Source organism: Kocuria rosea subsp. polaris (assembly GCF_001483755.1).
Taxonomy (GTDB): Bacteria; Actinomycetota; Actinomycetes; order Actinomycetales; family Micrococcaceae; genus Kocuria; species Kocuria cellulosilytica.
Window position 1 is genome coordinate 1 of record NZ_LQBK01000011.1, and the last position, 20,148, is coordinate 20,148.

The 20,148-nt window shown below is 73.3% G+C and carries 16 protein-coding genes and 3 riboswitches; of the genes, 7 read left to right on the forward strand and 9 right to left on the reverse strand.

Features of this window, described 5'->3' with window-relative positions:
• Positions 1-185 precede the first annotated feature (185 nt).
• Both AVL61_RS08045 and AVL61_RS08050 read left to right on the forward strand, forming a co-directional pair.
• A complete protein-coding gene (locus AVL61_RS08045; RefSeq protein WP_058873842.1) occupies positions 186-1,664 on the forward strand; it encodes an alanine/glycine:cation symporter family protein in 1,479 nt (492 codons plus the stop codon).
• 60 nt (positions 1,665-1,724) lie between these two features.
• Positions 1,725-2,246 (forward strand): OsmC family protein, encoded by a 522-nt coding sequence (locus AVL61_RS08050; protein ID WP_197412668.1) that lies wholly within the window; start codon positions 1,725-1,727, stop codon positions 2,244-2,246.
• A 64-nt stretch (positions 2,247-2,310) separates the two neighbouring features.
• Here AVL61_RS08050 and AVL61_RS08055 read toward each other — a convergent pair whose 3' ends face one another.
• Entirely contained in the window at positions 2,311-2,805 is a 495-nt protein-coding gene (locus tag AVL61_RS08055; RefSeq protein WP_058873844.1) for a CoA-binding protein, read from the reverse strand.
• Entirely contained in the window at positions 2,802-4,145 is a 1,344-nt protein-coding gene (locus AVL61_RS08060; RefSeq protein WP_058873845.1) for an O-acetylhomoserine aminocarboxypropyltransferase/cysteine synthase family protein, read from the reverse strand. The genes AVL61_RS08055 and AVL61_RS08060 overlap by 4 nt, the downstream gene beginning before the upstream one ends.
• A gap of 81 nt (positions 4,146-4,226) precedes the next feature.
• Positions 4,227-4,325, reverse strand: a riboswitch (SAM riboswitch).
• A 97-nt stretch (positions 4,326-4,422) separates the two neighbouring features.
• Here AVL61_RS08060 and AVL61_RS08065 point away from each other — a divergent pair.
• Positions 4,423-7,119 carry a cation-translocating P-type ATPase gene (locus AVL61_RS08065; protein ID WP_058873846.1) on the forward strand — a complete coding sequence of 899 codons (2,697 nt, stop codon included), beginning with the start codon at positions 4,423-4,425 and terminating at the stop codon, positions 7,117-7,119.
• Here AVL61_RS08065 and AVL61_RS08070 read toward each other — a convergent pair.
• The 7 genes from AVL61_RS08070 to AVL61_RS08100 all read right to left on the reverse strand — a co-directional run bounded on the left by AVL61_RS08070 (position 7,116) and on the right by AVL61_RS08100 (position 15,506).
• Positions 7,116-8,735 (reverse strand): SLC13 family permease, encoded by a 1,620-nt coding sequence (locus AVL61_RS08070; protein ID WP_058873847.1) that lies wholly within the window; start codon positions 8,733-8,735, stop codon positions 7,116-7,118. The two genes, AVL61_RS08065 and AVL61_RS08070, sit on opposite strands and share 4 nt — an antisense overlap.
• Positions 8,736-8,815: 80 nt before the next feature.
• A complete protein-coding gene (locus AVL61_RS08075) occupies positions 8,816-9,538 on the reverse strand; it encodes a succinate dehydrogenase/fumarate reductase iron-sulfur subunit (protein WP_058873848.1) in 723 nt (240 codons plus the stop codon).
• A gap of 125 nt (positions 9,539-9,663) precedes the next feature.
• Positions 9,664-10,422 (reverse strand): succinate dehydrogenase/fumarate reductase transmembrane subunit, encoded by a 759-nt coding sequence (locus AVL61_RS08080; RefSeq protein WP_408669416.1) that lies wholly within the window; start codon positions 10,420-10,422, stop codon positions 9,664-9,666.
• Positions 10,423-10,487: 65 nt separating this feature from the next.
• The gene (locus AVL61_RS08085; RefSeq protein WP_058873983.1) at positions 10,488-12,635 is read right to left on the reverse strand and encodes an AMP-binding protein; all 2,148 of its coding nucleotides are present in this window, start codon (positions 12,633-12,635) and stop codon (positions 10,488-10,490) included.
• A gap of 59 nt (positions 12,636-12,694) precedes the next feature.
• Positions 12,695-13,522, reverse strand: coding sequence for an ABC transporter permease (locus AVL61_RS08090; RefSeq protein ID WP_058873850.1), 828 nt, complete (start codon positions 13,520-13,522; stop codon positions 12,695-12,697).
• Entirely contained in the window at positions 13,519-14,562 is a 1,044-nt protein-coding gene (locus tag AVL61_RS08095; protein WP_058873851.1) for an aliphatic sulfonate ABC transporter substrate-binding protein, read from the reverse strand. Before AVL61_RS08095 ends, AVL61_RS08090 begins: the two co-directional genes overlap by 4 nt.
• A 110-nt stretch (positions 14,563-14,672) precedes the next feature.
• Positions 14,673-15,506: an ABC transporter ATP-binding protein gene (locus tag AVL61_RS08100; protein ID WP_058873984.1), complete on the reverse strand. Its 834-nt coding sequence runs from the start codon at positions 15,504-15,506 to the stop codon at positions 14,673-14,675.
• 5 nt (positions 15,507-15,511) lie between these two features.
• Positions 15,512-15,616: riboswitch (SAM riboswitch) on the reverse strand.
• Positions 15,617-15,722: 106 nt separating this feature from the next.
• Between AVL61_RS08100 and AVL61_RS08105 the strand changes: the two genes are divergently transcribed.
• From AVL61_RS08105 to AVL61_RS08120, 4 genes are all read left to right on the forward strand, one after another.
• On the forward strand, positions 15,723-16,400 hold the full coding sequence (locus AVL61_RS08105; protein WP_058873852.1) for a maleylpyruvate isomerase N-terminal domain-containing protein: 678 nt from the start codon (positions 15,723-15,725) through the stop codon (positions 16,398-16,400).
• Positions 16,401-16,556: 156 nt separating this feature from the next.
• Positions 16,557-17,534: a hypothetical protein gene (locus AVL61_RS08110; RefSeq protein WP_058873853.1), complete on the forward strand. Its 978-nt coding sequence runs from the start codon at positions 16,557-16,559 to the stop codon at positions 17,532-17,534.
• A gap of 236 nt (positions 17,535-17,770) precedes the next feature.
• Positions 17,771-18,235 carry a CoA-binding protein gene (locus AVL61_RS08115; protein WP_058873854.1) on the forward strand — a complete coding sequence of 155 codons (465 nt, stop codon included), beginning with the start codon at positions 17,771-17,773 and terminating at the stop codon, positions 18,233-18,235.
• A gap of 225 nt (positions 18,236-18,460) precedes the next feature.
• Positions 18,461-18,575: riboswitch (SAM riboswitch) on the forward strand.
• Positions 18,576-18,652: 77 nt separating this feature from the next.
• A complete protein-coding gene (locus tag AVL61_RS08120; protein WP_058873855.1) occupies positions 18,653-20,071 on the forward strand; it encodes an LLM class flavin-dependent oxidoreductase in 1,419 nt (472 codons plus the stop codon).
• The last annotated feature ends 77 nt before the right edge of the window (positions 20,072-20,148 follow it).

Genomic DNA, 20,148 nt, shown 5'->3' on the forward strand with positions numbered 1-20,148 from the left:
GGCCGACGGCGACCGGGCACCGTCCGGTCGCCGTCGGCCGCGACCTCGGCGCAGACCGAGGGGGACGAGACGCCGGTCACGTCCACTAGAGTTCCGTCGGGGCGCGCGACCGCTGCGCCCGGTCGTTCACGCGGACCCCCGCAGACCCCACGCCGGGGACCGCGTCGTCACAGTTCGGAGCTGCAATGGAACTCGTCACCGATCTCGTCGGCACCCTCGGCGGCTGGGTGTGGAACGTGGTCTTCGCCATCCTCATCGGGGTGGGCCTCTACCTGACCGTCCGCACCGGTGTGGTGCAGCTGCGGCTGGTCCCGGAGATGTTCCGGGTGCTGGGCGACAAGCCCGGCCTGGCCGGGGACGGCAAGAAGGGCATCTCCGCGTTCCGGGCCTTCACCGTCTCCGCCGCGTCCCGCGTGGGCACCGGCAACATCGCCGGCGTCGCGATCGCCATCAGCCTGGGCGGGCCGGGCGCCGTGTTCTGGATGTGGGTGATCGCCGGGATCGGCGCCGCGAGCGCGTTCACGGAGTCCCTGCTGGGCCAGCTGTACAAGATCAAGGCCCCCACCGGGTACGTGGGCGGACCCGCCTACTACATGGAGCGCGGCATCGGCGCGCGCTGGATGGGGCTGCTGTTCGCCGTCGTCATCACCCTGACCTACGGGTTCGTGTTCAACTCCGTGCAGTCCAACTCGATCGTGGACGCGCTGGGCGGCTCGCTCGGCGTGGACGTCGCCGCCGCCGAGGTCCTGTGGTTCCGGATCCTGGTCGGCGCGGTGCTCGTCGGGCTGACCGCGGCGATCATCTTCGGGGGCATCCGCAGGATCTCCGCGGTCTCCGAGATCGTCGTCCCGTTCATGGCCGTGCTCTACGTCCTGCTGGGCCTGCTCGTGGTCGTGCTGAACGTCGGCGAGGTCCCCGCGGTGCTCGGCCAGATCCTGGAGGGGGCCTTCGGCATCCGCGAGTTCGTCACCGGCGGGCTCATCGGCGTCATCATCCAGGGCATGAAGCGCGGCCTGTTCTCCAACGAGGCCGGCATGGGCTCCGCCCCCAACGCCGGGGCCACCGCGTCCGTGTCCCACCCCGCCAAGCAGGGCTTCCTGCAGGCGCTCGGCGTGTACTTCGACACCTGGCTGATCTGCTCGATCACCGCGTTCATCGTGCTCCTCTCGGACCCCGAGCTCGGCGGCCGGGAGGGCGCGTCCCTCACCCAGTCCGCGCTCGCCCTGCAGCTGGGCGACTGGGCGGTGCACTTCCTGACCGTGGCGATCTTCCTGTTCGCGTTCACGTCCGTGATCGGCAACTACTACTACGGCGAGTCCAACATCCGCTTCCTCACGGGCTCGGCCGCGGCGATGACCGCCTACCGCGTGCTCGTGCTGGTGTTCGTCTTCGGCGGCGCCGTGCTGGCCCTGGACCTCGTCTGGTCCCTGGCCGACCTGTTCATGGCGGTCATGGCCACCATCAACCTGGTGGCCCTGGTCCTGCTCTCCGGCGTGGCCGTCCGGGTGCTCAAGAACTACGAGGCCCAGCGCCAGCAGGGGGTCGAGCCGATCTTCCACAGCGGCGACGTCCCGGGCCTGTCCGGACTGGGCGCCTGGGACGGCACGGACGTGGTGACCACCCGCGCCTACTGGGAGGACCGCGTGGCCGAGCGCGCCCGCTGAGCGGACCGGTGCGGACGCCCCGCGTGGTGCCGTCCGCGCCGGACGCTCTACAGTGACAGCATGGAATCTCGAACCCAGATGACCGCCACGGAGCTCCGACAGCTCCAGGCTCCCCTCAAGGACCGCTACCGGGAGGACCCCGGGGCGGCGCGCACGCCCCTGCACTCCCACGGCGACTTCCGGGACCCCGGACTGACCTGCACGGTCGACACCTGGGCGGGCCCCGTGCGGGGCGGACCGCACGCCGCCACCGGCGGGGACGGCAGCGACGCCTGCTCCGGGGACATGCTCCTCGACGCCCTCCTGGCCTGCGCCGGGGTGACCCTGCGCAGCGTGGCCACTGCCATGGGCGTGGAGGTGCGCTCGGCCGAGCTGACCGCCGACGGCATGTTCGACGCCCGCGGCACGCTGGGCGTCGACCGGACCGTGCCCGTCGGGGTCCAGGACGTCGTGGTGACCGCCCGGGTGGACGCGGAGCTCGACGACAGCGCGCTGGAGCGCCTCGCGCGGGCCACGGAGCGCTACTGCGTGGTCAGCCAGAGCCTGAAGGCGGACGTGCGGTTCGTCCTCGAGCGCGCGTAGCGGCCTGCCGCTCGCGGCGCGGAACGGTCCCGGAGGCCCCAGGCCTCCGGGACCGTTCCGCGTCTCAGGCCAGGACCTGCCGCTTCGCCGAGATGACCCCGGTGTTGAAGCCGGCCAGGTGGAGCCCGCCGTGGAAGCGGGCGTGCTCGATCTTCACGCAGCGGTCCATGACCACCGTGAGCCCGCCCTCCTCGGCGATCCGCGCGGCCTCCTCGTGCCAGGAGCCCAGCTGCAGCCACAGCGTCCTGGCCCCGACGGCCACCGCGTCGCGGGCCACGTCCGGGAGGTCGTCGTGGCGCCGGAACGCGTCGACCACGTCGGGGACCTCCGGCAGGTCCGCCAGCGACGGGTAGACCGGCCGGCCCATGATCTCCCGCAGCACCGGGTTGACGAAGTACACCCGGTACGGCGAGGAGGACAGCAGGTAGGTCGAGACGAAGTAGGAGGCGCGGGAGGGCTTGTCGGAGGCGCCCACGATGGCGATCGACTCGGTGCCGTGCAGGATCTTCAGCCGCTCGGGGGCGCTCGGCCCCGTCCAGGTGCGGGTCTCGGCGGTCATCGGAGCACTCCTTCGGCGGTCGGTGCGGACTCCCGGGAGAGCCCGGTCGCCGCGGAGAGGGCCTGGTCCAGGTCCCAGAGGATGTCCTCGACGTCCTCGAGGCCCACCGACAGGCGGATGAGGTCCTCCCGCACCCCGGCCCGCAGCAGCTGCTCGGCGCTCAGCTGCTGGTGGGTGGTCGAGGCCGGGTGCAGGACGAGGGTGCGGGCGTCGCCGATGTTGGCCAGGTGGCTGGCCAGCTGCAGGTTCTCGATGAAGCGGGCGCCGACCTCCCGTCCCCCGAGCCGCTCGGTGGGGGAGACCCCGAACGCGAACACGGCGCCCGGGCCGAGGGGCAGGTACTTCTGCGCCCGGTCGTGGTGGGGATGGCTCGGCAGCCCCGCCCAGTCGACGTAGGAGACGCGCGGGTCCTCCTCCAGCCAGCGCGCGACGACGTGCGCGTTGGCCAGGTGCGCGTCCATCCGCTGCGGCAGCGTCTCGACGCCCTGGAGCAGGTTCCACGCGGACTGGGGCGCCAGGGCGGGGCCGATGTCCCGCAGCTGCTCGGTGCGCAGCCTGGTCAGGAACCCGTACTCCCCGAAGTTCCCCCACCAGGTGACGTCGTTGTACGTCGGCACCGGCTCGGTCATGGACGGGAAGTTGCCGTTCGCCCAGTCGAAGCGGCCGGACTCGACGACGACGCCGCCCAGCGTGGTGCCGTGGCCGCCCAGGAACTTGGTCGCCGAGTGGATGACGATGTCCGCCCCGTGCTCGAACGGGCGGATCAGGTAGGGCGGGGTCATCGTCGAGTCGACGATGAGCGGGACGCCGGCCTCGTGCGCGACCGCGGCGAGGCCCTCCAGGTCGGCGATCTCCCCGGACGGGTTGGCCACGACCTCCGTGTAGACGGCCTTCGTCCCCGGGCGCACGGCGGCCCGGTAGTCGGCGGGGTCCGTGCCCGGGACGAACGTGGTCTCGATGCCGAAGCGGCGCAGGGTGACGTCCAGCTGGGTGACCGTCCCCCCGTAGAGCTGCGCGGAGGCCACGATGTGGTCCCCGGCCTGGGCGAGCGCGGCGAACACGAGGAACTCGGCGGACATCCCGGAGGCGGTGGCCACGGCGCCGATGCCGCCCTCGAGGGAGGCGATGCGCTCCTCGAACGCCGCGACGGTCGGGTTGCCGATGCGGGAGTAGATGTTGCCGTACTTCTGCAGGGCGAACAGGTTGGCGGCGTCGTCGGCGTCCTTGAAGACGAACGAGCTGGTCTGGTAGATCGGGACCGCGCGGGCGCCGTGCTCGGCGTCGGGGGTGCCCCCGGCGTGCAGGGCGCGGGTGCGGAACCCGAACTGGTGGTCGGCCATGGGGAGAACTCCTCGTGCGAGTGGTGCCGCTGGACGGTCCCGGGCGGAGACGGACCCGGGCGAGCGGGCCGGGGGTGCGCTGCTCCATCGGTCCTGGCGGTAGCACCGTGCGGTCTGCGACGTCGACCACGGTTGCTGCGGCGTCGTCGATCCAGGTCTCTCGGCCGCTCGGGATGGCTGCCTCCCATTGTGCTGCCCCGGGCCGCCCCGCGCCAACCGGGCCGGGGCGGCCCCTAGACTGGGAGCACAGCCGCCCCGACGCACGGGAAGGTCCGTCATGCGCTCCGCCCCACGACCGGCCACGACGGGCACCCCGCAGAGCCCTGCCTGGCACGCCCTGAGCACCGGCGAGGTCCTGGAGGCCCTGTCGGCCCCTGCCGGCGGGCTCGGCGCGGACGAGGCCGCCGCGAGGCTGGCCGACCTCGGCCCCAACGTCCTGCCCGTCGCGGAGGCGGCGCCCTGGTGGACGGTGCTGCTGCGCCAGTTCGTGAGCCCCATCATCTTCGTGCTCCTGCTCGCCGGAGCGGTCACCGCGGTCCAGCGGCACTGGGTGGACGCGACCGCCATCTTCGTGGTGCTGCTGGTCAACGCCGCCCTGGGCTTCTACCAGGAGCGCAAGGCGGAGCGGGACGTGCGCGCCCTCCGCTCGCTGTCCACCCCGTCCTGCCGTGTGCTGCGGGACGGGCAGGAGCGCACGGTGGCCGGCCCGGACGTCGTGCCCGGGGACGTGGTGCTGCTGGAGAGCGGGGAGCGGGTGCCGGCCGATCTGCGGCTGCTGGAGGCCAACGGACTGCGGGTCGACGAGTCCATGCTCACCGGGGAGTCCCGCGCCGCGGCCAAGCGGACGGCGCCGGTGCCGGAGGCCGCGGGGACGGCGGACCGGACGGACATCGCGTTCAGCGGCACGTTCGTCACCAGCGGCCGCGGCCGGGGCGTGGTCGTCGCCACCGCGGAACGGACCGAGCTGGGGGCCATCAACGAGCTCGTGCAGGGGCCTTCCGGGCAGAGCCCGCTGCAGGTGCTCACGCACTCGCTGGAGCGCCGGATCGGACTGGTCGTCCTGGTGTCCGTGGTCGTGGTCTTCGTGGTGGGGCTGCTCCTGGGCAACGAGCCCTCGCAGATGTTCCGCACCGCGGTGGCGCTGGCGGTGGCCACGGTGCCGGAGTCGCTGCCGATCGTGCTGACCGTGGCGATGAGCGTCGGGGTCTCCCGCATGGCCCGGCACCACGCCATCGTCCGGACGCTGCCGGCGGTCGAGACGCTGGGCTCGACGAGCACGATCGGCTCCGACAAGACCGGCACCCTGACCCAGAACCGGCTCACCGTGGAACGGGTCTGGGCGGCGGACGCGGGGGCGGACCTCGTCGACGGGCGTCCCGCAGCGGCGGACTCCGAGCTGCTCCGCGCCGTGCTCCGGACCGGGGCGCTGACCAACGAGGCCGTGCCCCGGGCCGAGGCCGAGGCCGTGGACGGGGACGGCGGAGCGGCGTACGCCGGGGACGCGGTCGACGCCGCCATGGCCGCGGTCGCCGTGTCCCTCGGTGCGCTCACCGAGGAGGAGCGGGGTGCGCCGCCCGTGGCCCACCAGCCGTACGAACCGCACCTGCGGTACAGCCAGACGGTCCGCCGCGACGCGCAGGGCCGGCGGGTCCTGCACGTCAAGGGCTCCCCCGAGGCCGTCCTGGAGCGCTCGGTGGCGCTCGCCCGGTCAGGGGGCCCGGGGCCGCTCGACGAGGACCTGGTCCTGGCCGCCAACGAGGCGATGGGCCGCGACGGGCTGCGGGTCATCGCGACCGGCGCGCGTGTCCTCGACGACGACGAGGAGCTGCCCGATCCGCTGCCGCCGCCGGGAGGGCTGCTGCTGCTGGGCCTGGAGGGCATGGCGGACCCGCCGCGCCCGGGAGTGGCGGAGGCCGTCGCGGAGTGCCTGCGGGCCGGTATCCAGGTGAAGATGATCACCGGGGACCACCCGGTGACGGCGATGGCCGTGGCCGAACGGCTGGGGCTGCCCGTCGAGGACGCCGCGCTGACCGGCGCCGAGATGGCGGGGCTCGACGACCACGGGCTCGCGGCCCGGCTGGAGCGGACCAGCGTGGCGGCCCGGGTCGCCCCGCAGGACAAGCTGCGCATCGTCCGGGTGCTGCAGGACCGGGACCACGTCGTGGCCGTGACCGGCGACGGGGTGAACGACGCCCCGGCCCTGAAGGCCGCCTCCATCGGCGTGGCCATGGGCAGGTCCGGGACCGACGTGGCCCGGGAGGCCGCGGACCTGGTGCTGACCGACGACAACTTCGTCACCATCGTCCACGCCGTGCGGCAGGGCAGGGTCACCTTCGCGGCCATCCGCAAGGCCACGTTCTTCCTGCTCTCCACGGGGGCCGCGGCGCTGGTCGCGGTGTCGCTGAGCGTGGTGGCCGACCGGCCGCTGCTCTTCCTGCCCGTCCAGCTGCTGTGGATCAACCTCGTCACGAACGGGGTCCAGGACATCGCGCTGACCCTCGAGGCCGCGGAGGGCGACGAGCTGACCCGGCCGCCCCGGCCCCGGTCCGAGGGCGTGCTCTCCCGGACGCTGTGGTTCCGGGCCGGCATCACCGCCGTGTGGATGGCCCTGGGCGTGCTGGCCGTCTTCGTCTCCGCGCTGGAGGCCGGCGCCGACGAGGTCCATGCCCGATCCCTCGCCCTGACCACGTTCGTGCTGTTCAGCTTCTTCCAGGTCATGAGCGCCCGTGCCGAGCGCAGGTCCCTGTTCCAGCTCGACCTGCTGGGCAACAAGCCCCTGGTGCTCACCTCGTTCGCCGCCCTGGCGCTGCACTGGGGCGTCCTGGCGTGGCCGGTCTCGGCGGGGCTCATGGGGCTGGCGCCGCTGGACGCCTCCGAATGGCTGCTGGCCGTCCTGGTGGGCTCCACCGTGCTGGTCATCGTGGAGGCGGAGAAGTTCGTCCGCCGCTGGTCCCGGCGCCGGCGGGCCCGCTAGATCACCAGGCCCAGCGCGAACGGGCCGATCAGCACGGTGAAGATCGTGATCAGGATGACGCCCACGATGTTGAGCACCACGCCGCCGCGCACCATCTCGGCGATCTTGACCTGGCCGGTGGCGAAGACGATGGCGTTGGGCGGGGTGCCCACCGGCAGCATGAACGCGCACGTGGCCGCCAGCGCCGCCGGGATGAGCAGCGTCATGGGGTCCACCCCGATGCCGACGGCGACCCCGCCCAGGATCGGGATGAACGTGGCGGCCGTGGCGGTGTTGGACGTGATCTCGGTCAGGAGCAGCACGATCAGCACGACCGCGGCCAGCAGCAGCACGATCGGCAGCGCGCCCAGCCCGCTGACCTGCTCGCCGAACCAGGCGTCCAGGCCCGTGCCGGCCACCGCGGCGGCCAGGGACAGGCCGCCGCCGAAGAGCAGGAGCACGCCCCAGGGCAGGCCCTCCTCGGCGTCGTTCCACTCCAGGGTCATGTTCCCCTGCTTGTCGCCGGGGAGCAGGAAGAGCAGCACGCCGGCGCCGATGGCGACCACCGTGTCGTCGAAGAGGTCCAGCCAGGGCAGCTGCTCGCCGATGTCGCCGATCCCGGAGAGCAGTCCCGGGACGATCCAGAAGAACGCCGCGGTCACGAACACGCCCAGCACGATCTTCTCGCCCTGGCTCATCGGGCCGAGGGCGGCGATCTCCTCGTTGATCAGCTCCTTGCCGCCCGGCACCTCGTCGAGGTGGAAGCGGAAGATGACCCGGGTGATGATCAGCCACGCGAGCCCGATGAAGACGATCACGATGGGCACGCCGAGCATCATCCACTGCGCGAAGCCCACGGTCCGGCCCAGCTCCTCGCTGATGTAGCCGGCCACGATGGCGTTGGGCGGGGAGCCCAGCAGCGTGCCCAGCCCGCCGATGGTGGCCGCCCAGGCGATCGCCAGGACCAGGGCCACGCCGAACAGGCGCACGTCGCGGTCGTCGATGACGTCGCTGATGGCCTTGCCGGAGCGGATGTCCTCACCCATGGCCCCGGCCTCCGCCCGGGTGCCGGCGTGCCTGCTGTTCTCGACCACCAGGGTCAGCACGGACAGGCCGATGGGCAGCATCATCAGCGTGGTGGCCGTGTTGGACACCCACATCGACAGGAAGGCCGTGGAGATCATCAGGCCCAGGATGATCTGCCGGGGGTGGGTGCCCACGCGGCGCAGGGTCAGCAGCGCGATCCGGCGGTGCAGGTTCCACTTCTGCATGGCGATCGCGATCAGGAAGCCGCCCAGGAACAGGAACACGATCGGGTTGGCGTAGGGCGCCGTGACCTCGGAGACCTCGAGCGCGGTGAGCACCGGGAAGAGCACGATGGGCAGCAGCGAGGTGATCGACAGCGGCACCGCCTCGGTCATCCACCAGACCGCCATCAGCGCGGCGACGGCGCCCACGATCCGGGCGTCGGCCGAGACCTCCGCGCCGCCGAGCAGGAACCAGACCAGCAGGGCCAGGAGCACGCCGAGGCCGCGGTAGAGCCAGGTCCTGCCGGGGGCGCGAGCGGGGTCGCGGTCCTCCGGCTCGTAGTCGAACTCTCCCTGTTCGGGAACGATGTTGCCGGGGCGCTCGCTCATGTGATCCACCTCACGGGTCTCGAAGACGTGCCCGAAAAGTAGCAGTCACCTCCCCGCGCGGCAAGACACGCCGCGCGGGGTCACCGCGGCTCCGGCGCGTCCCCGCCCCGGCGCGGGAACCGGTTGCGCAGGTACTCCTGCGCCACCGCGGAGAGGTTCTCGATCGGCAGCCCGGCCGGGCAGACCTCCACACAGTCGCCGAGCAGGGAGCAGGGGCCGAACTGCTCCTCCGCCGCGTCGATCACCCTGGCCGAGCGCTCCCGGCGCTCGGCGTCGTCCTTGGCCAGCGGCGGCAGCTCCTTGAGCATCGTGCCCACGAAGAGCTGGCCGGAGCCGTTGGGGCAGGACGCCACGCACGCCCCGCAGCTGATGCAGCCGCCGTTGGCCAGTGCCTTCATCGCCACCGGGAACTTCCCGGCCTTCGCCACCAGGCGCAGCGCCTTCTTGTCCACGGAGAGGTCCTGCTTGACGGGGAAGGAGGACGCCCGCAGGGGCTCGATGCGCACCCGGTCCCCGTCCCGGTAGGCGCCCAGGTGCTGCATGCAGCTCGCGGCGTTGCGCTCGGGTCCGTGCGCCACGCCGTCGACCGTCACCCCGCACTTGCCGCAGATCCCTTCGCGGCAGCCGTCGTCGAAGACCACCGGGTCCTCGCCGGCGGCCTCCAGCTGTGCGTTGATCCGGTCGAGCAGCTCGAGCACGGTCATCTCCGGGCTCGCGTCCGGGACGTCGTAGGCCGTGAAGTCCCCGGGCTCCTCCGGGGAGGGCTGGCGCCACACGTCCACGGTCAGGGAGAAGGTGCTCACTCGCTCGGGTCCTTGTCGTCTCGTCGGAGGTCGTCTCGTGCTCGTTCGCCGGCAGGTGCCCGGTCCCGCGGCAAGTCGTTCCGCGGGAGGCCGCCCCGCCGGCGGGGGAGGGGCGGCCACGGGGCTCAGCGCACCGCGCGGGTCAGCACGGCCACGGGGATCGTGGTGTTGCCGGCGGCCACGGCGGCGCCGAAGGCGTTCGCGGCGATCCGCAGCCGCCGCTGGAACCGCTGGTCCCCGGGCACGCCGACGTCGTTGGCGATCTCCGGGATGCCGTGCACCAGGTGGGCGGCCAGCGCCGCCATGGACACGGCGTACGCCGCGGCCACGGGCGGGCGGGACAGGCTGGCCACGAGGTTGGCGTAGGCGCTGCCGTGCTCGAAGCCCCGGGCCGCGGCGGGCCGGGCGCCCAGGGTCAGGTCGAGGATGTGGAAGGCCGTGAACAGCCCGAGCACGCCGCCCGTGCTGCGCATCGAGCGCTTCGCCACCGCCCAGGGGGAGCGACGGCGCCCCCGCGGGCGCCGGCCGGTGCGCGGCAGCAGCGTCCCGTTCGCGGCCCAGGACCGCGCGGTGAGCACCGCGGCGGCGCCGACGTGGACGAGCAGACCGGTGGCCAGCACGCCGCGTGCCGCCCAGAGCACGGTGCCGCGCGGCAGCACGGGGGCACCGGCGGTGCGGAGGAACGTGGCGTAGGCGTTGAACTTCTCCTCGCCCTGGTAGACCTTCAGGTTCCCGAGCAGGTGCACCAGGACGTAGGCCGAGAACAGGGCGCCGGAGCCGGCCATGGCGAGCTTGAGCTCGGTGTTCGGCAGCCCGGGCAGCAGCCCGGCCGGTGCAGGGCGGCCGGTTCCTGCGGGGCGGGGGGTGTCGTTCACGGCATTCATCCTAGGGGCGGTGCGGACTGGGACGTCACAAGTCTCAACGTCCTTGCGGAGGAGGTCGCGGGCCGTCACCCGGCGTCGCCGTGGTCCTGCCGCCGTGCGGCCAGGACCTCGGCGATGTGCTCCAGCGCCTCCTCGTTCTGCAGCGAGGACCGGTCGCCCAGCGGCGCCCCCTCCCACAGCTGCGCGAGCAGGCGCCGGGTGATCTTCCCGGAGCGGGTCTTCGGCAGGTCCGGGACCGCCACGACCGCCCGGGGCTTGGCGATGGGGCCGATCTCGTGCGCCACGTGCTCCCGCAGCGCGGCGGTCAGCTCGTCCGCCGGGACGCGGGCGGCCTCGGAGGTCAGCACCACGTAGGCGAGCACCGCGTGGCCGGTCAGCTCGTCGCGCACCGGCGCGGCACCGGCCTCGACCACCCACGGGTGGGTGACGAGCGCCGACTCGATCTCGATGGTGGACAGCCGGTGCCCGGAGACGTTGATGACGTCGTCGACCCGCCCCAGGATGTAGATGTCCCCCTCCTCGTCGCAGCGGGCGCCGTCCCCGGCCAGGAACCAGCCCTGCTCGGCGTAGGCTTGCCAGTAGGAGGAGAGGTAGCGCTGCGGGTCGCCCCACACGGTGCGGGCCATCGAGGGGCCGGTCCGGTCCACCACCACGAAGCCCTGCACCCCGGGCGGGACCGGCTCCCCGGCCTCGTCCACCACGCGGGTGGAGATCCCCGGGACCGCCCGGGTGGCGCAGCCCGGCTTCAGGGCGGTGTGCGGCGCTCCGTCGTCGAACGTCCCCGGGGGCGCGAACTGCGGGTCGTGCGGGCGGGGGGACATCACGGTGGCGCCCGTCTCGGACTGCCACCACGTGTCCACGAACGGCACCTCGTCCCGGCCCAGCTGGGCGCGCAGCCAGCGCCACGCCTCCGGGTTGATCGACTCCCCCACGGAGCCGAGCAGCCGGACGGAGTTGAGGTTGTAGAGCGGCGGCACGCCCTTCGGGAACGCCCCCATCAGGGAGCGGATCAGCGTGGGCGCCGTGTAGTAGGCGGTGACCCCGTAGCGCTCGATCACCTCGAAGTGCCGGCCCCAGTGCGGGGTGTTCGGGGTGCCCTCGTAGATCACCTCGGACACGCCGTTGACCAGGGGCCCGTAGATCTCGTAGGTGTGCGCGGTGACCCACGCGAGGTCGGCGGTGCACCAGTGGACGGTCGAGTCCACCTTCGCGGGGTCGTTGACGGTCGCCAGTTCGTCCGGGCGCAGTTCGCCGTCCTCGTCCTCGACGTCGGGCAGCAGGTCGAACAGCAGGGCGTGGGTGTAGGCGGTCTGCACGAGGTAGCCGCCCATCGTGTGCACCAGGCCCTTGGGCCTGCCGGTGGTCCCGGAGGTGTAGATGATGAACAGCGGCGTCTCGGCGTCGAACGCCTGGGGCTCGTGCACGTCGGACTGCTCGGCTACCAGCTCGTGCCACCACACGTCGCGCCCGCGCGTCCACGGGACGGCGTCCTCGTCCTTGGAGTGCGTCCCCCGGGTGCCCCGCGGCAGGTCCGTGCGGCCCGGCCGGGAGGTGCGGCGGACGACGACGACGTGCTCGATCGCGTTGTCGCCGCCGCAGGCCTCGTCCGCGACGGCCTTCACGGGCACCACGGCCCCGCGCCGGTGCTGCCCGTCCGTGGTCACGAGGACCTTGGCGCCGGTGTCCTCGACGCGGAACCGCAGCGCCTCCGCGGAGAAGCCGCCGAAGACCAGGGAGTGCACCGCCCCGATGCGGGCGCAGGCCAGCGTGATGATGACGGTCTCCGGGATGACCGGGAGGTAGATCACCACCCGGTCGCCCTGCTCGACGCCGAGGGCGAGCAGGGCGTTGGCGGCGCGGGAGACCTCCCGCTGCAGATCGGCGTAGGTGTAGACCAGTCGGTCGCCGGGCTCGCCCTCGAAGTACAGGGCCACGTGGGCGCCGCGGCCGGCCTCGACGTGGCGGTCCACGCAGTTGTGGGCCACGTTGAGCTTCCCGCCCTCGAACCACGCGATCTCGGGGACCGACCACGTGGGGCTGCCCTGCTCGTCCTCGCCGATCCGCCGCGGCGCCTCGAAGCGGTGGGCCGTCCGCCACGGCTCGGCCCAGTCGAGCCGGGAGGCCTGGCCCTCCCAGAAGGCGATCCGGGCCTCGTCGGAGACGAGCGCGGGATTGGGGGTGGGGGAGGAGGGGTTGCTCCAGCTGAAGCTCACGGTGCTGCGGTCCTTTCCTGGCTGCACGGACGACGGTTCCACGGTGCCGGGCGCACGGGTCAGGCCCATTTCCGCACGGCCCACTTCTCGAACACGCCCAGCAGGGCGTCCGAGAGCTTGCCGAGCACCGCGAGCAGGACGATCGCCAGCAGCAGGCGGTCGGTGCGCCCGTTGTTCTGCGAGTCGGTGAGCAGCCAGCCCAGGCCCATGGAGGCGCCCAGGAGCTCGGCGGCCACGAGGAACAGCCAGGCCTGGGCCAGCGCCAGGCGCAGCCCCGAGATGACCGAGGGCATGACGGCCGGCAGCTGGACCGTGGTGAGCAGGCGCAGCCCGTGGAGCCCGAAGGCCCGCGCCGCCTCGATGAGGTTGCGGTCCACGTGCTGCAGGGCCGCGGAGACGGTGGTGTAGACGGGGAAGAACGCGCCGATGGCCACCAGCGTGACCTTGGAGTCCTCGCCGAGGCCGATCCACAGCAGCAGCAGCGGCACCCACGCCAGGGACGGCACCGCCCGGAACGCCCCGATGGTGGGACCCACCAGCGTGGAGCCCCACCGGGAGAGGCCGATGAAGGACCCGGCCATGAGGCCGAGCCCGGCCCCGAGCAGGAAGCCGATCAGCACCCGCTGGCTCGAGATGCCCACGTGGGTCCAGAGGTCCCCGCCGGCCAGCAGGCCGATCCCGGCCTCGAGCACCGCGAGCGGAGCCGGCAGCTGCACGGCGCTGAACACCCCGGCGGCGGACAGCACGTGCCACAGGACCAGCAGCGCCGCGGGCAGCAGCAGGCCCAGCGCGGCGCGCAGCAGCGGCCGCCGCCGGGTGGCCGTCGCGGCCGCGGGTGCGTCCTCAGGACGCTCCGTCTCCTGGGCGGGTGTCAGCGGCTGCGTCATTGCCGGCCCTCGATCAGCTCGGCCGCGCGGGAGGCGTCGGCGTCCTCGGCGTAGGAGCTCTCCACGAGGCTCGCGAGCGCCTCGTCGATCTGCTCCTGGTCGGCGACGTCGTCGGAGTCGACGAAGATCGGCCCGACCTTCTCGAGGACCGCCAGCTGCTCGTCCCCGGGCACGTGGTCGATGTCCAGGTTGGTGCGCTCGAGCACCGCCTCCGCCACGGAGAGCTCGATCCCGGCCGCCTCGGACAGCAGCTGCGCCGTCTCCGCGGAGTTCTCCTGCGCCCACTCCCGGGCGTAGGCGTAGACGTCCACCACGGTCTGGGCGGCCTCTGGCCGCTCCTCGAGGAAGTTCTCGTGGGCGTTCAGGAAGCCGTACGTGTTGAAGTCGACGTTGCGGTAGAACAGCTCCGCGCCGTTCTCCTCCGCGGCGGCCATGATCGGGTCCAGCCCCGCCCAGGCGTCCACCTGGCCGTTCTCCAGAGCGGCGCGCCCGTCGGCGTGCTGCAGGTTCTGGACCGTGACGTCCTCGGCGGCCACCCCGGCCTCGTCGAGGGCCTGGAGCAGGAAGAAGTACGGGTCGGTGCCCTTGGTCGCGGCCACGGTGCGGCCCTCGAGGTCCGTGACCTCCTGCACCCCGGTGCCGGGGGCGGTGACCAGGGCGGACCACTCCGGCTGCGAGTAGAGGTCGATCACCTGGATGGGGGTGCCGTTGCTGCGGGCCAGCAGCGCCGCGGAGCCCGCGGTGGAGCCGATGTCCACGGCCTCCGCGCGCAGCGCCTCGTTGGCCTTGTTCGACCCGGCGGACTGCACCCACTCCACCTCGGTGTCCTCCTCGGCGAAGGCGGCCTCGAGCCAGCCCTTCTCCTTGATCACCACGGAGAGCGGGTTGTAGGTGGCCCAGTCCACGCGGACCGTGCCGCCCCCGGCGGCCTGCGCGGGGGCCTCGCCGGAGCCCTCGCCCGCCATGCACCCGGTCAGGCCGAGGGCCAGGACGGCGGCGAGCGCGGGGACGGTGCGGACGGAACGGTGGGAGAGGGGCACGGCGGGGCCTTTCGTGGTGGGCGGACGGGGCGGTCGGCGCGGGCGGGTGACGCCGCCGGTCCTGCGAGCAGAGCAGGGGCAGAGCGGGAGGAGAGCGGGAGCGGGCCGCGTCAGCGGGCCGCGGGGTGGTGGACGTCGACGCCCAGGTGGCCGAGGAGCTGCACGCGCAGCCCGGCGAGGACCTCGGAGGCCCGGTCCCGGGGGCGTTCGCCGGGGACCGTGAGGACCGTGCTGATCGAGGCGGGAGCGGTGGGCCCGGTCCGGCCCAGGACCACGATCCGGTCCGCGAGCTGCAGCGCCTCGTCGACGTCGTGGGTGACGAGCAGGACGGTGGTGGGCTGGGCCGCGTGGACGGTGAGCAGCAGGTCCTGCATCTGCAGGCGGGTCAGGGCGTCGAGCGCGCCGAAGGGCTCGTCGAGCAGCAGGACCCCCGGGTTGCGCGCCAGGGCCCGGGCCAGGGACGCGCGCTGGGCCATGCCGCCGGAGATCGCGCGGGGACGGTGGCCCGCGTGCGCGGTGAGCCCGACCAGGCGCAGCAGGTCGTCGATCACGGCGTCCCCCTCGTCCCGGGGGAGCCCGCGGGGCAGGCCCAGGCGGACGTTCTCGCGCACGGAGCGCCACGGCAGCAGGCGGGGCTCCTGGAAGGCGACCGCGCAGCGCGGGTCGATCCCGGACACGGGGGTGCCGTCGATGAGCACCCGGCCCGCCGAGGCGGTGTCGAGGCCCGCGGCGGCGCGCAGCAGGGTGGACTTGCCGCAGCCCGAGGGCCCGAGGACCGCCAGGACCTCGCCGGGCCGGACCGTGACGTCGACGTCCTGCAGGACGTGGTGCGTCTCGCGGCCGGCCGGGAACGCCTTGCCGACGTGCTCGAACGCCACGGAGAAGGCGCGCTTCGACGGGTTCGGGGCGGCGGGCGGCGCAGGGCTCAGCAGAGAAGTGCTCATGATCAACTCCATCGGTCCTGGCATTAGCACCTCGCACGGGGGATCAGGCGGATCCGTGCCGGTTGCTGCGACGTCGACGAGCCAGGTCTCTCAGCCGCTCCGGATGGTTACGGGCCCATTGAACGTCCTCGGCGTGTCCCCTGGCAAATCCGTCGCATCCGCGGGCGTCGCGACACATCGCTGGCACGAGGGTCCTCCGTGCCCCACCATGGACCCATGACGAGCCGCAGAACCCCGGTCCGGGCGGATCTGGTGCGCGACGCCTTCGCGGCGTTCGGCGCGGTCCTCGACGGGCTCGGCGACGACGACTCCTGGGCCGCCACGGGGTGCACGGGCTGGTCGGTCCGGGACCTGGTCCAGCACTGCACGACGGACGCGCTGCAGGGGCTGGTCGCCCTGCACACGCCCACGACCGCCCGCCCGGACCGGGACGCCGCGACCTACTGGACGGACTGGGGCGGCGATCCCGCGGCGGCCGCCGAGCAGCGGCGCCGCGCTCGCGTGGCCGCGTCCATGGTGCTGGACTGGGACCCGGTGCGGGAGCTCCACCGCGAGACCACCCGGGCACTCGTGCACGCGGCGGAGCACTGCGGCGACGGCGCGGTCCGCACCGAGGGCCACGTGCTGCGCGTCGAGGACCTGCTGAGCACCCTCGCGGTGGAGGCCACGGTGCACCATCTGGACCTGATCCGGCACCTGGACGGCTCCCCGGGCCCCGCCGCGGACGGGCTCGCCGAGGTCCGCCGGGTGCTCACCGACCTGTGGGAGCGGGAACCGCTCGAGCACTGGAGCGACGAGCACTTCGCCCGCGTGGGCACCGGCCGGGCCGAGCTGACCGCGCAGGAGCGCACGGAGCTGGGTGCGCACGCGGACCGCCTGCCCCTCTTCTCCTGACCCCTCCCCCCCTGCTCCTCCTCCTGCGCGAGGTTGCATCTGTCGGCGACCGACGCGCCGTCGGTCGCCGACAGGTGCACTCTCGCGCGGTGGTCCTGGCTCCACAGCCCGGTGTCCACGCGGTCCGCCGCCCCCGGCGGGCTGTTGAGTCGTGCCATGCCCGCACCGCGACCCGTTCCCGCCCCGCTCCTGCCCGGTCCGTTCACGGCCGCCGAGGCCGACGCCCTGGGCGTCACCGACTCCCAGCGTCGCGGTCTGCGCTACCGCACCCTCTCCCGCGGCGTGCACGAGGTCGTCCGGCACGGACCCGGGACCGACGTCGAGGGCGCGGCGCGCAGCGCGGTTCTCGCCGGCGCCCGCCCCGTGCTCGCGCTGACCCCGGGCGGTGCGCTCAGCCATGCGAGCGCCGGGATCGTCTGGAACCTCCGGCTGCCGCGGCGGCTGCAGGACGTCGCGCCGATCCACATCACCCGCGCCGACGACGGGGTGCCGCCCAGACGCCGTGGGGTGGCCGGGCACCACGCGGACCTCGCTCCGTGGGAGACCGTGCGCGTGGCGGGCGTCGAAGTGACGGTCCCGGTGCGGACACTGCTGGACCTGGCCCCGGTGCTGGGCCCGGACGAGCTGGTGGTCTGCGTCGACGGCGCCGTCTGCGAGCACCGTCACGGCTTGCGGAGCGGCGTCCCTCCTCTGCTGCCGAAAGCCGAGCTGATGCGGCTGCTCGTCCGGTACACAGGGCGGCGGGGCGTGCGCATGCTCCGGATCGCCGCAGAGCTGTCCGCACAGGGTGCGGACTCGGCCCCGGAGACCCGGCTCCGCCTGCTGCTGGGGGAGCACGGGATCGAGGAGGTGGAGACCGACCGCCGGGTCGTCGCCCCCGACGGCACGGAGGTCCTGCCGGACCTCGCGGTCGAGTCCGCTCGGGTCAGCATCCAGTACGAGGGCGCCCACCACGACCGCGCCGGCCAGCGCGAGATCGACATCCGGCGTCAGCGCCGCACGGAGGCCGCGGGCTGGACCGAGGTCCGCATCACCCACCGTGACCTCGTGGAGGACGTGGTGACGCCGTGCGGCACCGTGCCGCGCGCGGTGGCTCTCGTGCGGGCGGCGATCCGCGGCCGTCCCGTGTCCTGACCCCGCGCGAGAGCCCCCCGCGAAGGCCCCCGCGCGAGCACCTCGCGAGTACCCGCCGCGCGAGGTTGCCGGTGTCGGCGACCGGACACGCCGCGGTCGCCGACACCGGCAACCTCGCGGGAAAGCAGGAGGGTGGGAGAGCGGGGCAGCAGGAGGGTGGGAGAGCGGGAGAGCGGAGAAGCAGGAGAGCGGCGTCAGGGGTCGTGCGGGGGAGGGCGCCGTGCCAGGCTGGTGCCATGACCCGAAACGACCCCGCCGTCATCGACCGCCTCATGACCCGGCCCGGCCGGTGGGCCGTGGTGGGGCTGACCGGCAACACGGCCCGTCCGGCCCACTCGGTGGCGAAGCAGATCCGGGACGACCTCGGCATGACGATCGTCCCGGTGAACCCGAAGGGCGAGCCGGTGCACGGCGAGCCCGGCTTCCGCACCCTCGCCGAGGTCCCGGGGCCGATCGACGTGGTGGACTGCTTCGTCAACTCCCGCCGCGTCGGCGCGGTCGTGGACCAGGCCATCGCCGCGGGCGCCGCGGCGGTGTGGCTGCAGCTCGGCGTCGTCGACGAGGACGCGGCCGCCCGGGCGGAGCAGGCCGGCCTCGAGGTGGTCATGGACACCTGCCCCCTGATCGAGCTCCGCGTCCGGCTCCGGCGGGGCTGGACCCTGGACCCGGGCCGGACCCCGCCGCTCGCCCCGCCCGCCTGAGCCGCCCGGCCGATCCGTCGGACCGAACCGGCCGACCGAACCGGCCGACCGAACCGGCCGACCGAACCGTCGGACCGAACCGTCGGACCGACCCGGCCGACCGAACCGTCGGACCGACCCGGCCGACCGAACCGGTCCGGCCGAACCGTCCCCTGGCCTGCGCCGTGGTGCGCGGTCCGGCTTGCGCCGGGTGCCGGGCGACCCGCTAAGCTGTTCCCCGACGACGATGACGAGTCCCGACGCGAAGCTCTGGCTGGTCGGGCGGCAACCCTCTCCCGTAGCGGGGTGCCCCAGATGAACATCGGGCCGTGGTGCACACGCTCCGCGGCAAGTACGGCGCCCAGCAGTGCGTCGGACCCGCGAGCAGGTCTCCACGACGCACGGGCGCGGGTCGGCATCGACCCGGGAGGAACACCCATGAGCAAGCGCATCGCCCTCAACGCCTTCGACATGACCTGCGTGGGCCACCAGGCCCCCGGCCTGTGGAAGCACCCCCGGTCCCGGGCGGACGAGTACAACACGATCGAGTACTGGACGGACGTCGCCCAGCTCCTGGAGAAGGGGCTCTTCGACGCGCTCTTCCTCGCGGACGTCGTCGGGTACTACGACGTCTACCAGAACTCCGCGGCCCCGGTGATCAGGGACGCCACGCAGATCCCCGTCAACGACCCCTTCATGCAGATCTCCGCGATGGCGGCCGTGACGAAGCACCTCGGCTTCGGAGTGACCAGCGCGATCACCTACGAGCAGCCGTATCCGCTGGCCCGGAAGTTCGCGACCCTGGACCACCTGACGAAGGGCCGGATGGGCTTCAACGTGGTGACGTCCTACCTGAAGTCCGCCGCGGAGAACCACGGGCTCACGGAGCAGATCTCCCACGACGAGCGCTACGAGATCGCCGAGGAGTTCATGGAGGTCTGCTACAAGCTCTGGGAGGGCTCCTGGGAGGACGGGGCGGTCAAGCGGGACCGGGTCAACGGTATCTTCGCCGACCCGGCGCTCGTCCACCCCATCCAGCACCACGGCAAGTACTTCGACGTCCCGGGGATCGGGCTGACCGAGCCGTCCCCGCAGCGCACGCCGCTGATCTTCCAGGCCGGAGCCTCGTCCCGCGGGCGTGCGTTCGCCGGCCGGCACGCCGAGGCGGTGTTCGTGGGCGGCATCCGCCCGGACCTGACCCGCGTGGTCACCGACAAGCTGCGCGACGAGGCGGAGGCCAACGGCCGGGGCCGGGACGACCTCAAGATCTTCGCCATGCTGCACGTGATCGTCGACGAGACCGACGCGAAGGCCGAGCAGAAGCGCCGCGACTACGAGCGGTACGCGGACACCGACGGCGCGCTGGGCCTCGTGGGCGGCTGGTCCGGGGTGGACCTGGGCCGCTACGACGAGAACGACGTCCTGGAGTACATCAAGACCGAGTCCATCCAGTCCTTCCTCACGCCGTTCACCACCGCGGACCCGCACAAGAAGTGGACGGTCAAGGAGGTCGCCAAGCACATCTCGATGGGCGGCATGGGCGTGCCGATCGTCGGCTCCCCGCAGACCGTGGCCGACGAGCTCGAGCGGTGGATCGACGACGGCGGGCTGGACGGCATCAACCTCGCCTACCACGTGTCCCCGGGCTCGTTCGAGGACTTCGTGGAGTGGGTGGTGCCGGAGCTGCAGAAGCGCGGCCGCTACCGGACCGGGTACGAGGGCACCACGCTGCGCGAGAACCTCTACGGCGCCGGGCAGGCCAAGGTGCTGGGCACCCACCCGGCCGCCGCGTACCGCGGCGCCTACGCGGGCAAGCCCTCCGCCGCGGACACTCCCGCCCGCGAGCTGATCTCCTGACCCCGGGGCGCTGACCCTTCATCCTGGGCCCCGGCCCGGGATCCCCGCCCGGGCCGGGGCCCCCGGCCCGGGGCGCG